Origin of the sequence: Streptomyces vulcanius, assembly GCF_042653945.1 — a bacterium.
Lineage (GTDB): Bacteria > Actinomycetota > Actinomycetes > Streptomycetales > Streptomycetaceae > Streptomyces > Streptomyces mangrovi.
In genome coordinates, this window is the sequence record NZ_JBHSFK010000023.1 from 90,571 (window position 1) to 103,893 (window position 13,323).

The 13,323-nt window shown below is 73.0% G+C and carries 11 protein-coding genes; 1 reads left to right on the forward strand and 10 read right to left on the reverse strand.

Annotated elements, in window-relative coordinates; translation table 11 throughout:
• The first annotated feature begins 61 nt into the window (after window positions 1–61).
• Window positions 62–766, forward strand: coding sequence for a GntR family transcriptional regulator (locus ACFPIH_RS31405; protein WP_381175921.1), 705 nt, complete (start codon window positions 62–64; stop codon window positions 764–766).
• A 29-nt stretch (window positions 767–795) separates the two neighbouring features.
• On the opposite strand, the gene solA is transcribed toward ACFPIH_RS31405, so the two are convergent.
• The 10 genes from solA to ACFPIH_RS31455 are packed head-to-tail and all read right to left on the reverse strand — an operon-like array spanning window position 796 to window position 13,155.
• Window positions 796–3,219, reverse strand: coding sequence for an N-methyl-L-tryptophan oxidase (solA, locus tag ACFPIH_RS31410; protein WP_385877913.1), 2,424 nt, complete (start codon window positions 3,217–3,219; stop codon window positions 796–798).
• The gene (locus ACFPIH_RS31415) at window positions 3,216–5,582 is read right to left on the reverse strand and encodes an aldehyde dehydrogenase family protein (protein ID WP_381175926.1); all 2,367 of its coding nucleotides are present in this window, start codon (window positions 5,580–5,582) and stop codon (window positions 3,216–3,218) included. Before ACFPIH_RS31415 ends, solA begins: the two co-directional genes overlap by 4 nt.
• A 30-nt stretch (window positions 5,583–5,612) precedes the next feature.
• Window positions 5,613–6,062: a cytidine/deoxycytidylate deaminase family protein gene (locus ACFPIH_RS31420; RefSeq protein ID WP_381175929.1), complete on the reverse strand. Its 450-nt coding sequence runs from the start codon at window positions 6,060–6,062 to the stop codon at window positions 5,613–5,615.
• Window positions 6,059–6,823, reverse strand: coding sequence for an amidohydrolase family protein (locus tag ACFPIH_RS31425; RefSeq protein ID WP_381175931.1), 765 nt, complete (start codon window positions 6,821–6,823; stop codon window positions 6,059–6,061). The genes ACFPIH_RS31420 and ACFPIH_RS31425 overlap by 4 nt, the downstream gene beginning before the upstream one ends.
• Window positions 6,820–7,794: an ABC transporter ATP-binding protein gene (locus ACFPIH_RS31430; RefSeq protein ID WP_385877917.1), complete on the reverse strand. Its 975-nt coding sequence runs from the start codon at window positions 7,792–7,794 to the stop codon at window positions 6,820–6,822. The genes ACFPIH_RS31425 and ACFPIH_RS31430 overlap by 4 nt, the downstream gene beginning before the upstream one ends.
• Window positions 7,791–8,801: an ABC transporter ATP-binding protein gene (locus ACFPIH_RS31435; RefSeq protein ID WP_381175937.1), complete on the reverse strand. Its 1,011-nt coding sequence runs from the start codon at window positions 8,799–8,801 to the stop codon at window positions 7,791–7,793. Before ACFPIH_RS31435 ends, ACFPIH_RS31430 begins: the two co-directional genes overlap by 4 nt.
• Complete coding sequence (locus tag ACFPIH_RS31440; protein ID WP_381175940.1) at window positions 8,798–9,487, reverse strand: alpha/beta hydrolase; 690 nt, start codon at window positions 9,485–9,487, stop codon at window positions 8,798–8,800. Before ACFPIH_RS31440 ends, ACFPIH_RS31435 begins: the two co-directional genes overlap by 4 nt.
• Window positions 9,488–9,492: 5 nt before the next feature.
• A complete protein-coding gene (locus ACFPIH_RS31445) occupies window positions 9,493–10,578 on the reverse strand; it encodes an ABC transporter permease (protein WP_381175943.1) in 1,086 nt (361 codons plus the stop codon).
• Window positions 10,575–11,492 carry an ABC transporter permease gene (locus ACFPIH_RS31450; RefSeq protein WP_381175947.1) on the reverse strand — a complete coding sequence of 306 codons (918 nt, stop codon included), beginning with the start codon at window positions 11,490–11,492 and terminating at the stop codon, window positions 10,575–10,577. Before ACFPIH_RS31450 ends, ACFPIH_RS31445 begins: the two co-directional genes overlap by 4 nt.
• On the reverse strand, window positions 11,485–13,155 hold the full coding sequence (locus ACFPIH_RS31455) for an ABC transporter substrate-binding protein (RefSeq protein WP_381175949.1): 1,671 nt from the start codon (window positions 13,153–13,155) through the stop codon (window positions 11,485–11,487). The genes ACFPIH_RS31450 and ACFPIH_RS31455 overlap by 8 nt, the downstream gene beginning before the upstream one ends.
• Window positions 13,156–13,323: the final 168 nt, after the last annotated feature.

The window sequence follows — 13,323 nt, forward strand, 5'->3', positions numbered from 1 at the left end:
GCAGACTGCTCCACCACCGCGCGGTCCCCGTCAGCCCCCGAGAAGGGTGAGACCCACTCCGATGACGCCCCAGACAGACGAAGGCGCCCTCGTCGACGACATCGCGGCCCGTATCCGCACGCGGATCATGAACGGGGAGCTCGCGATCGGGAAACCGTTGCGCCAGGCGGCGTTGGCGGCCGAGTACGGCGTCAGCCGTACCCCCGTGCGCGAGGCGCTGCGCCAGCTCCAGCACGGCGGACTGATCGAGATGCAGCCGCACCGCGGCGCGGTGGTCCGGGTGCCGGCGCCCTGGGAGGTGCGGCAGGCCTACGAGGTGCGTGCGGAACTGGAGGGCCTCGCCGCCCGGCGGGCCGCCTCCCGGATCACCGAGGGCCAACTCGGTGAACTGCGCCGCCACAACGACGTCCTGCGGGCCGCCGCGCGGGGGCCGGCCGCTCACGACCACGCCGGCGCCCCGTCGGCCACCACGGCGGCCAACGACTGCTTCCACACCGTGGTGTGCCAGGCGGCCGACAACCCGTGGCTGAGCCGGATGATCGACCGGATCAACGAGAGCTTCCCGCGCAACGTGTCCTCGCTGGCCCTGGCCGGCGACGAACGTCACCGGCTGCTGAACATCCGGGAACACGACGCGATCGTCGCCGCGTTGACCGACCGGGACCCCGACCGGGCCCAGGAGGCGATGCGCGAGCACGTCCTCAGCTCCGGCGAACACCTGACGGCCTGGTACGAGCGGCGCTCCCAGATCGTCTTCCACGGCTGACCCGCCCCCGCGCACCCCGGTGGACGCCCTCACCGGGCACCACCGGGCACCAGCCGGGCCGGGGACAGAAAGCCCAGGTCCGGCCGGGGGCGCGCACACACCAGGTCGGCCAGCGCCGCACCGATCGCCGGACCGAACTTGAAGCCGTGCCCGGAGCACGCCGAGGCCACCAGCGCCTGCGGCACGCCCGGCACCTCACCGACGACGAAACGCCGGTCCGCGGTCATGGTGTACAGGCACGTCAGACTCTCCGTCACCGGACCCGCGCCGGGCAGCACCCGGGCCACCGCCCGCGCCAGCAGGGCCAGTTCCTCCCCGGTCGCGGCGGGGAGCTCGGACCGCGGGTCCCAGGACGGGCCGGAGTCGAGGCCCGCCTTGAGCCCGCGCCCGTCGGCCGCGGGGAAGCCGTACAGCAGTCCCTCCGGCAGATCGACCGAGAAGCCGCCCAGCCCGGCGCGGCCGAGCTGCCCCTCGGGATCGGCGGCGAAGTAGGCGTTCACGATCCGAGTGACCGTCAGATGCCCTGCCAGAGAGGGCACTTGGAACCCCGTCCACGGACCGGCACACAGCACCAGACGGTGGGCCCGCACCTCCCCGGCCGCCGTGCGCACCACCACGCCGTCGCCCTCCGGCCGCCAGTCCGTGACGGGCGTGCGGTCCTCGATCCGCGCCCCGGCCCGCTCGGCCAGGGCCAGTTGGGCCCGCAGGGTTCCGGCCGCGTCGATGATTCCCGCGCGCGGGTCGTGGATCGCCGAGAACCCCTCCGGCAACCGCAGCCCGGGGAAGATCCGGGCCGCCTCCTCGGGACCCACCTCCCGGCAGCCGGGGCCGCGCAGCGGATCGGGACGGCCGTCCGGCGCCGCGTACAGCCCGCCGGTGACCTCGACCAGCCGGGTCTTCGACGCGTCCTCCAGCTCGGCCCAGGCGCGGTAGGCGGTGTCGACGAGACCGTCCCAGTCGGGGTGCGGATAGGCCCGGCGGATCATCCGGGTGGCACCGTGCGAGGAACCGAGGTCGTGGCCCACCGCGAACTGCTCCAGCCCCAGCACGTCCAGACCACGCTCGGCCAACTGCCGCAGAGCCGCGCCGCCGTGCACCCCGAGCCCGACGACCACCACGTCGTGACGCCGTCCGGCACGGGACCGCGGGGCACGCGCGGGAGACCCGGCTGCCTGCGGCGTACGGCCTTGGTCGCGCACCGCCGGAGCGGCCGGCGGCGCTCGGTGCGCGTCGGCCGCGATCTCCGCCACCGCCCCCACCAGGGCGTCCAGGTCCTGGTCGTCGGTGTAGACGTGCACCGAGGCCCGTACCACCTTCGTCAGACCCCGGGGATCCATGTCCCACCGGCCGTGGTCGGCCGGTACGGCGATGAGGTGGACCCGTCGAAGCGCCAGCCGGCGCTGCACCTCACCGGCGTCGAGTCCGTCCACCACGAAGGTGACGAGCGCGCCGCCCGCCGCCGGGGGGTCGGTGACGCGCACGCCGGGAAGTGCGCGCAGGCGTTCACGCAGCGCCGCCGCCAGCCCGGCCAGGTGCGCGAAGACGGTCCGGGGGCCGAGCGCGTGCAGGTCGGCCAGCGCCGAGCCCAGTCCGAGGCGCAGCGCGTGGGCCGCCTCCCACAGCTCGAACCGCTTGGCGTCCGGGGCCAGTTCCCAGCTCCGCTCGGCCGTCCAGCGGGCCCCGCGCACATCGGGGGCCTGCGGTGCGAGCGTCTCGAGGAGCGGTCGGCGCACGGCCAGCAGACCGGTGCCGCGCGGGGCGCGCAGGAACTTCCGGCCGGTGCCGATCAGGAGATCGCAGCCGAGGGCGGTCATGTCGACGGGCAACTGGCCCAGCGACTGGGTGGCATCGAGCAGGAACGGCACTCCGTGGGCGCCGGACAGCGCGCCGATGGCGGCGGCCGGCTCGACCAGCGCGGAGGAGGTCGGCACATGCGCCGCGGTGACCAGGGCGGCCGGTCCGGCGCGCAGCGCCGACTCCAGCGCGTGGAGATCGGTGGCGCCGTCGGGCCCGTTGGGCAGCACCTCGACCCGTACGCCCGTGTCGCGCTCGGCGGCCAGCAGGTGCAGGGCGCTGCTGACATAGCTGGAGCGGGCGGCCAGCACCCGGTCGCCGGGCCGGACGCGCAGCGCCGACACGATCCGCTGCCAGCCCGCGGTGGCGCTCTCGACCAGGGCGACCTCGTCGGCGTCGACGCCGAGCAGCGTGGCGGTGTGCGCGTAGACGGCGGCCAGGTCGTCGGCGGCCAGCTTGGCGGCCTCGTAGCCGCCGTGCAGGCTCTCGGCGCGCAGATGCCCGATGACGGCCTCGACCGTGCCGGAGGCGAGCAGGGCGGCGCCGGCGGCGTTGAAATGATGACCGGTGGCGCAGCCGGGCGTGCGGGCGCGCTCGGCGGCCACGTCGAGAGCGGGGACGGAGGGGGCGGCGGACCCGGTCGTCACGGGGGCGCTCACAGCGCCATCGTGACGCTCTTGAGCTCGGTGAACCCCTCGGCGGCGGCGTCACCGAGGTCCCTGCCGAGACCGGACTGCTTCACGCCGCCGAAGGCCACCGCGGGGTCGAACTCGTTGTAGGTGTTCACCCAGACCGTGCCCGCCTCCAGGGCGGCGGCCGTGCGGTGCGCGCGGCTCAGGTTCGTGGTCCACACACCCGCCGCGAGCCCGTACTGGCTGTCGTTGGCCAGCGCGATCGCCTCCTCCTCGGTGTCGAAGGGCAGCACGGCCGCCACCGGCCCGAAGATCTCCTCCCGGGCGATCCGCATGTCCGGGGTGACGTCCGTGAACACCGTGGGCCTGACGAACCAGCCGGGCCCGGGCAGGGATTCACCGCCCACGGCCACCGAGGCGCCCTCGGCACGGCCGAGTTCCACGTAGCCGGTGACGCGGTCGAACTGCTCCCGCGAGACGAGCGGGCCGATGTTGACGCCGCCGGACAGCCCGGGGCCGATCCGCAGTGCCTCCACGGCCGGGACCATCCGGCCGAGGAACTCCTTCAGGACCGCGCGCTGCACCAGCAGCCTGCTGCCCGCCGTGCACATCTGCCCGGAGTGCCCGAACACCGCGCGGACGGCGGCCGGTACGGCGGCGTCCAGGTCGGCGTCGGCGAAGACGATGTTGGCGGACTTGCCGCCGAGTTCGAGCGTGAGCCGCTTGACCGACGGCGCGGCCGAGGCCATGATCATGCGCCCCACCTCGGTGGACCCGGTGAACGAGACCTTGGCGACCCCGGGATGCCCGACCAGCGCAGCCCCGGTGCGTCCGTCGCCCGTCACCACGTTGACGACACCCTCCGGGACGCCGGCCTCCAGGCACAGCGCGGCCAGGCGCAGTGCGGTCAGCGGGGTCTGCTCGGCGGGCTTGACCACCACCGTGCAGCCCGCCGCCAGGGCGGGAGCGAGCTTCCAGGCGGCGATCATGAAGGGGAAGTTCCACGGGAGTACGGCGGCGACCACGCCGACCGGTTCGCGCACGCTGTACACGTGCCGGCCGGGACCGGCGGCGTGCACGGTGCCCGTCAGCCGGGTGGGTGTGCCCGCGAAGTGCCGGACCGCCTGCAGGCCCAGGTCCACGTCGCCGCGGGCCCGTTCGATCGCCTTGCCGTTGTCCAGGGTGTCCAGGACCGCCAGCTCCTCGGCGTCCCGCTCCACCAGGTCCGCCAGGCGCAGCAGCACATCGCGGCGGTCCCGCGGCGGCAGCGCGCGCCAGCGGCCGTCGCGGTGCGCGGCGGAGGCGGCGGCGACCGCGGCGTCCACGTCCTCCGCCCCGGCCTGGGCGATCGTGGTGAGCCGTTCCCCGGTGGCCGGGTCGAGGACCGGGATCCGCCGCGTCGAGACCCCCGTGGTCCAGTCGCCGCCGACGAGCATGGGCTCGCACTCCGGCAGGCGGGGGAGAGTGGTGCTGGGGTCCAAGGTGTTCTCCTTGTCGGTCGTGGCGCGGCCGGGCACCCGCAGGGGGAGGGGGGCCGTGGTGTCAGGACGGTGTGCCGGGGCGGTGGACCGCGCTGGGCCAGGGCTCGCGGACGGCGGCGGCGACGCTCGGGCGGTGGTCAGCACACAGCGGTCGAACTCCTCGCGCCCGTGCTCCGCGTCGGCCTCGGTCACGTCCCTGCCCCACACACCGGTCTCGCTGACCTGGTCCATGCGGTAGTCCCAGAACGAGTCGACATCGACGTGGGAGACGGCCCGCTCCATGCGCACAAGGCCGGGTGCCAGGTGCAGCATCACCGAGGTCTCGAAGTAGTTGGCGTGCATCAGCGCGCGGCCGTAGGTGACATGGCCGTCGACCTCAGGGCCCGGGTACATCGTCACGTACCCCAACGCCCGTACCCGGGCGTCCCGGTGACGCACCCTCAGTTTCTCGGCGGAGACGTCGAGCGCCCCGTTGTTCCAGATGTGGCCGTTGAGCAGGACGAACTGCCGTACTCCGCAGTCGTACAGGGAGTCGATCACGTCCTCCACGACGGCGATCAGGGTCTCGGGGCGCAGCGCCACCGTCCCGGCGAAGCCTCCGTGCGAGGCGGACACCCCGAAACTCAGCGGCGGCAGGACCGGCACGCCGGTCAGCGCGGAGACCCCCAGAGCGACCGCCTCGCAGATCCGGGTGTCCACGGCGAGCGGCAGGTGCGGCCCGTGCTGTTCGGTGGCGCCGACGGGGATGACGACGGCGTCCCGGCCGGCGACCGCGGCCTCGGCCTCCGGCCAGGTCAGCTCCTCCCAGGGCAGCGGCGCCCCGGTTCCGCCCAACTGCGCGGCGAGCGCGGGGACGTCCAGTCCGGTGGGGACGTGCAGGCCGTTCGGCCCGGTGATGACGGACGACATGTCTCTCTTCTCCTCAAGGGCGGTGGCCGGTCACCAGCGGCGCCGGCTCTTGTCCGGCAGAAGGTCCAGGGCGCGCACCGGGGCGGGCCTGTCGTCGTCGACGGTGGTGATCCACACGACGGCGTCCGGGCAGTAGTCGCTGATCAGCTCGCGGCACACCCCGCACGGGGCGATGATCCGGAACTGCCCGGCCGGCTTGATCTGGACGGACACCACCGACGTCACCTCCAGCGCCGCGCCGGCCGCGAGCGCGCCCCGCGCGGTGCCCAGGGCGACGCCCTCGGCGCAGACCGAACTGCGCCGGCAGGAGCCCTCGACATGGACGCCGGTGTGGATCCGGCCGTCGGCGGTGCGCAGCGCGGTGGCCACCTCGTGGCGGTCGCGCCGCCAGACCCGGTCCAGCAACGCCTGGGCCACCGCCAGGAGTTCGGTGTCGCCTGCGCTCATCTGCGGCGGGGCCGCCACCGGCGCCGTGGTCATGCGGTCAGCCCCAGCAGCCGGGCCATGTTGCCGCCCTCGACCAGCGCGCGGTCCTTCTCGTCCTCGACGGCCTTGGCGATCTTCATGCGCTCCAGGTCGAAGTCCGACCCCGGCCATTCGCTGCCCATGAGGATCTGCCGGGGGCCCAGCCGCGCGTACGCCCGCTTCACGTCGCTCATCAGCGTCGCCGACGTCTCCAGATAGACGTGCGGCTGCCGTTCGGCCACGATGATCGCCTCCGGTACGTTCCACACCGCGCCCATGTGCGCGATGACCGTCGGCACACCGGGGTGGTCCCGGGCGATCTCCTCGATGGCCAGCGGCGCGCAGAACGCGTCGTCGAGCGCGTTGACCAGCACGATCAGTCCGCGCCGGGCACAGGCCTCGAACACCGGGTCCAGGAGGCCGTGGTCGGCCACGTGGTAGCCGTGCAGGCTGGGGTGCAGCTTCAGTCCCACCAGACCCGCGTCGGCGATCCGGTCGATCTCCTCGATCGCGTCGTCGGCCTGCGGCAGCACCTGCCCGAACCCGAAGAACCGGTCCGGGAACGCGGCCACCAGCGAGGCGATGAAGTCGTTCTCGATCCGCTGGGCGAGCGAGCACACCATCGCCATGTCGACCCCGGCGGCGTCCATCCGGTCGAGGATGCGGCGCGGATCGAAGGGTTTGTACGGGGGAGGGGCCTCGCCCTTGCGCGCCCCGGTCAGGTAGTCCGAGCGGCCCCGGACGTCCTGCGTGGTGTTGTACGCGTCGATGATCAAGAGGACTCCTCACTCACGGAGTGCAGCGGCAGATGGCAGCGCACACTGCGGCCCGGCGCGACCTCGCGCAGCTCCGGGTGGCGGATGCGGCACAGGTCGGTGGCGAACGGGCAGCGCGTGCGGAAGAGACAGCCCTCCGGCGGATGCGCCGGGTCGGGCAACTCGCCCTCCAGCGGCTGCCGTTCACGGGCGGGACCGGGGCGCAGCACGGGCACGCCGGCCAGCAGCGCGCTGCTGTAGGGATGCGCGGGCGCGGCGAAGAAGTCGTCCCGCGAGGCGGTTTCGATGATCTCGCCGAGGTACATCACCGCGACCCGGTCGGCGATGTGCCGCACGACACCGAGGTCGTGGGAGATGAACAGCATGGTCAGCCCGCGGTCGCGGACCAGGTCCGAGAGCAGGTTCAGCACCTGCGCCTGGATCGACACGTCCAGCGCCGACACGGCCTCGTCCGCGACCACGAACTGCGGCGAGGAGGCGAGCGCCCGCGCGATGCCGATGCGCTGGCGCTGGCCGCCGGAGAACTCGTGCGGCCTGCGCCCGCCGGCCTCGGCCCCGAGGCCGACGAGGTCGAGGAGTTCGGCCACCGCGCGGTCCGCCTCGGCCCGGCCGGCACCCCGGGCGCGCAGCAGCGGCTCCGCGACGATGTCGGCGATCCGGCGCCGGGGGTTGAGCGAGCCGAAGGGATCCTGGAAGACCATCTGCAGCTCGGCCCTGGTGCCGGGCAGCAGCCGGCCGCGCAGCCGGGTCAGGTCGGCGCCGAGGAAGTCGATCCGGCCCGCCGAGGGGTCCACGACCCGCAGCAACGCGCGGCCGAGCGTGGACTTGCCGCACCCCGACTCGCCGACCAGGCCGAGCGTCTCGCCCCGGACGATGTCGAGGTCGACGTCGCGCAGCGCCCGGACCCGGCCGCCCGACCGCCCCGGATACTCCACCCGCAGCCCGCGCGCGCTCAGCAGGACGTCGCTCATCCGCCCACCCCCGCCCGGGTCTTCTCGGTCAGCACACAGGCGTCGAGGTGATCCGTGGCGCCGTGCCGCCGCCGCAGCACCGGACGGACCCCGCACGCGTCGTGGGCGAACGCGCACCGCGGCCGGAAACCGCAGCCCGTCGGCCGTTCGATCCCGGTGGGCGGGCTGCCCTCGATGGCCGGCAGCCGCGCGGGCACCGGCCCGTCGAGCGGGGGCACCGAGCCCAGCAGCCCCATCGTGTAGGGGTGCTGCGGGTGGAACAGCACCTCGTCCCGCGTGCCCTGCTCCACGATCCGGCCCGCGTACATCACCGCCACCCGGTCGGCGACCTCGGCGACGACCCCCAGATCGTGGGTGATCAGCAGCACGGACGTGCCGTGCTCGCGCTGGACCCGCTTCAGCAGCGCCAGCACCTGGGCCTGGATCGTGACGTCGAGCGCGGTGGTCGGTTCGTCGGCGATCAGCACTGCGGGGTCGTTGGCCAGACCCATCGCGATCATCACGCGCTGCCGCATGCCCCCGGAGAGCTGGTGCGGATAGGCGCGGGCCGCGCGTGCCGGGCCCGCGATGCCGACCTCGCCGAGCAGTTCGACGGCCCGCCCGGCGGCCGTGGCACGTGTCACGTCGCCATGGGCGCGGATCGTCTCCGCGATCTGCGCGCCCGCCCGGTGCAGGGGGTTGAGGGCCGCCAGCGCGTCCTGGAAGACGACCGTCACGTCCTTGCCGCGCACCTTGCGCAGCTCGCGCTCGGAGGCTCCCACGAGTTCCCGGCCACGGAAGGAGACCGAGCCGCTGACATGGGTGCGGGGTCCGCGGTTGAGCCCGACCAGGCTCATCGACAGCGCGGACTTGCCCGACCCCGACTCGCCGACCAGCGCCAGGATCTCGCCCCTGCGCAACGTCAGGTCCACGCCGTCCACGGCAGGCAGCCGGCCCCCGGGCACGTCGAACCCCACGCGCAGCCCGCGGACTTCGAGCACCGGCTCCGGTCCGTCCGGCGCGGTCATACGGCGCCGCCGACGGCCAGCGCGGCCCGGTCGATCAGGTCCGCGACCCGCTCGGGCCACACCAGGGTCGTGTAGTGGCTGCCCGGCACATGCTCCACGGTGGCCTTCATCCGGGCCGCCATGTCGTTCTGGATCTCCGGGCGCAGCGTGCGGTCGTCGTCGGCGACCAGGTACCAGCTGGGCAGCGACCGCCAGGCGGGGACACCGGTCGCCTGCGTGAAGATCAGGTTCTCGGCGCGCCGCCCCTCGGCCTCGACGACCGCCCGCTGCCCGGCCGACAGATCGGGGCCGATCTCGGCCCAGAACTCCGGACTCGGCTCGGACTTCCAGTCGCCGTTCGGCCCGCGCCGCATGTACTTGGAGATCTCGGCAGGCGGGTAGCGTTCCACGATCTCGTTGACGGTCTCGCCCTCGTCGGGCCCGAACGCGGCGATGTAGACCAGCCCCTTGACGCGGAGGTCGCGCCCCACGTTCGTGATGACCGCGCCGCCGTAGGAGTGCCCCGCCATCAGCACCGGCCCCTCGGTCCGCTCCAGCACGGCCGCGGTCTCGGCGATGTCGTCCGCCAGGGAGGTCATCGGGTTGGTGACCGTGAACAGCCGGTGGCCACGGGCGGTCAGCAGCGGCTGGACCGCCGACCACGTCGTGGGCCGTCCGCCGGCACCGTGGACCAGCACGACGTCCATGCGGGTCATCCTTTCCGTAGGCGCGGGTCGAGGACCGTGTACAGCAGGTCCACCGCGTGGTTGACGAGGGTGAACAGCAGGGCGATGGCGAGCGCGGCACCCTGTACCACCGGGTAGTCGCGCTGCAGCACGCCCTGCACGAGCAGGCGTCCGACGCCCGGGTAGGAGAAGACCGTCTCGGTGATGACCGAGCCGCCCAGCAGGGAGCCGAACTGCAGGCCCAGGACGGTGACGATGGGCAGCCAGGCGTTGCGCAGCACATGCCGGCGCACCACCACGCCCTCGCTCAGGCCCTTCATGCGGGCGGTGCGCACGAAATCGTCGTCCAGCACCTCAAGGACGGAGGCCCGGACGATCCGCGTGATGAAACCGGCCATCGACAGCGCGAGCGTGACCGCGGGCAGGATCAGGTGCTGGATCCACGGCCAGACCAGCTCGGGCCGGTCCTGGAGGATCGCGTCCAGCAGGACGAAGTTCGTGGTGGGCCGGTAGTCCAGGGCACTGGGCAGCCGGCCGATGACCGGCAGCCAGCGCAGCCACACGCCGAACACCACGATGCCGAGCACCCCCAGGGCGAACCAGGGCAGGGAGAAGCTGACGGTCGCCACGGCCCGTGTCGAGGTGTCGATCCAGCTGCCCTTGCGCAGCGCGGCGACCACTCCGCTGACGACACCGATCAGCACGGAGACCGTCATGGCGGCGAGGGTGAGTTCGACGGTGGCGGGCAGCGCGTCGCCGAGCAGGCCGAGCACGTCGTTGGAGCCGTAGAAGGAGGTGCCCAGGCGCAGATGGACCAGATCGTCGAGGAAGTGGCCGTACTGCGTCAGCAGCGGCTGGTCGAGCCCGAGCGCCTTGGTGACCCGTTCCTCGTTGGCGTCGAACTGCTCGGCCGTGGCCGTGCTGGCGCCGCCCGCGAGGGAGGTCGCCGGGGAGCCCGGCAGCAGCCGGATCGCGAGGAACACCAGGGACGCCAGCGCGAACAGTACGACGGGGACGGCGGCCAGCCGGCGCAGGAACACCCAGGCCGCGCCCGAGGGCAGGGCCGGACGCGGCAGCCGCCTTCTCGCGAGGACACCCGGTACCGCGCTCACACAGCTCCCCTCGGGTCGAGGGCGTCACGCAGGTCGTCTCCGACGAAGTTGCACGCCACGACGAAGAGCAGCGTCAGCGTGGCGGGCAGCACCACAAGGCGGGGGGCCGAGAACAGGAACTCCTGACCGGCCTGCACCATGTAGCCCCAGTCCGGCTGCGGCGGCTGGATGCCCAGCCCGAGATAGGACAGACCGGCGGCGAACCCGGCCGCGATCGACAGCGTCATGACGACCTGCGCGAGCAGCGGTCCCGCGATGTTGGGCAGCACCTCGCGCACGAGGATGCGCGGCGCGCCCGTGCCCCCGAGCCGGCAGGCGACGACGTAGTCCCGGGCGGCCTCCCGCGCCGTGAGGGCCCGGGCCAGCCGGGCGAGCCCGGGCGCGAGGGAGATCCCGATGCCGAGGACCAGACTGACCGTGCCCGGCCCGGCCGCCGCCACCAGCAGGATCACCAGCAGGATGGACGGGAAGGCCAGCGCCAGGTCCACCAGCCGCATCAGCACCTGCTCCACGAAGCCGCCCGCGTACCCGGCGACCAGCCCGATCAGCGTGCCGACGCCCGCCGCGAGCGCCGTCGCCGCGAACGACACCAGCAGCAGCGGCCGGGCGCCGTGCACCAGCCGGGCCAGCTCGTCCCGCCCCAGGTCGTCGGTGCCCAGCGGATGGCCCGCCGAGCCGGGCCCGAGCAGCGCCGAGGAGGTCTGGCGCAGCGGATCGCCCTGCACGAGGAGCGGCCCGACGAGGGCGACCAGCACCAGTCCGGCCAGCAGCAGCCAGGACAGCAGCGCGGGCCAGGACCGGGCCACCGTACGTCCGCGCAGCCACCCGGACCGGCGCGGGCGGACCACGCCCGACGGGGGCTCCGCGACGGCGGGCACGGTCGCGGCTTCCACCGCGGCCGTGGTGTCAGACACTGGCCTTCTCCATGTAGCAGCGGTGGTTGGCCAGCGCGTCGGTGTTCATGCCCTTCACGTCCGAGCCGCTGACCACCAGGTTGCTGAAGCAGGCCAGCATCGAAAGGACCATGTACTCCTCGGCCCATCTGCGCTGGATCCTGGTGTAGGCGGCGGTGCGCTTCTTCGTGTCGGTGAGGTTCTTCGCCGCGTAGAGGTCGTCGGCGAGGGAGGCCGTGCCGTCGAGGGTGTCCATGCCGGAGAGCTTGGAACCGTAGATGCTGGTGGGGCTGGCCATGGCGCCCACCATGTCGTCCGGGTCGGGCACATACGTGTTGCGTTCCCAGATCATCAGGTCGTGGTAGTCGTCGTCCTTGTCCAGGAGCCGGCTGAAGTAGGTCGCCGGGTCGACGGAGGTGGTGGCGACCTTGAAGCCGACGTCGGTGAGGTTCTGGGCGATGATCTGGGCCGCCTTGGGGTGCCAGGAGTCGCTGGCCGCCATCAGGCGGATGGTGCGCCCCTTCGCCCCCGCCTCCTCGACGAGCCGCTTCGCCTGGGCGGTGTCCTGGGTGCTGAGATCGGCGAGGGCGGTGTCGTAGCCGCTCTGCGCGGGCGGGATGGCATACCCCTTGGGCTCGGCACCGATGCCGTAGAAGGCCTGCTGGAGGATGGCCTTGCGGTTGATGGCCAGGTTGATGGCCTTGCGGACCTTCAGCTCCGGGACGCGCCGGGCGTCGATCATCATGATCGCGTCGGCGTTGTGCGGGGTGTCGTACACCTTCACCGAGCCGTCCTTGCGCAGCTGCGTGACCGCGGAGTACGGCGCGAACTGGGTAGCCGACACATCCCCGCTGAGCAGCGAGCTGACGATCGTCGACGGGTCCTGGACCTGGCGCAGCACCAGCCGGTCGATGGGCGGCTTGCCCAGCCGGAAGCCGTCGAAGGCCGTCAGCGTGATGGACTGCCCGGCGGTGGCGGCGGAGAGCGCGAACGGTCCGGTGCCCACGAGGTGCTTGCCGATGTCGGCGCCGTACTTCTCCAGCGCGGCCTTGGAGATGATCCGGCCGCCGATGTCGGACAGCTTGCCGAGCACGGTCCGGTCCGGCTTCTTCAGGACCAGCTTCACCGTCAGGTCGTCGGGTGCGGTGAGCGAGACGACGTTGGCGCCCATGCTGGCCAGCGGCCGGGTCGCCCCCTTGGGCAGGGTCTTGTCCTCGGGGTCGAACTGGCGGCCGAGGCTGGCGAGTACGTCGGCGGAGGACAGCGTGGTCCCGTCGTGGAACTTCACGCCCTCGCGCAGAGCGAAGGTGTAGGTGAGCTTGTCGTCGGATATGGTCCAGCTCTTCGCCAGGTCCGGGGTCGGTTCGTTGGTCTCGAAGGAGATGAACGTCAGCCCGCGGCAGATGCAGTCGACCGCCATCCAGTCACCGAGAGACGTGTAGAAGGCGGGATCGTTGACGGCGCTGGTCGCGTCGATGGCCAGGGTGAGCGTGCCGCCCTTGCCACTGCCGCGCGCATCGTCGGCGGCGGCGCCGCACGCGCTGAGCAGGGCGGGCAGCCCGAACCCCACGCCCACCCCGAGCAGGCCGGCGCCTCGCAGCATGGTCCGGCGGGACACGGCCTGCGCGGTGGCCGCGGACGGGGCGGAGGCGGGCGAGGGCGATCGAGGTGTCTGGTCCGGCATGGGGCCTCCTCGGGCACCGATCCTGAGAATGGATTAAATCTGCGCTGGATTGGATCCAAAAACATGCTCAGCGGTCCCGGATTCCCTCTCGTGTCCCTCCGGTTAAAGCCCTGTGAACCGGACGCCCCGCGGCGCGGGCCAGGTTCGGCACATGTCAGAGATCAGCTG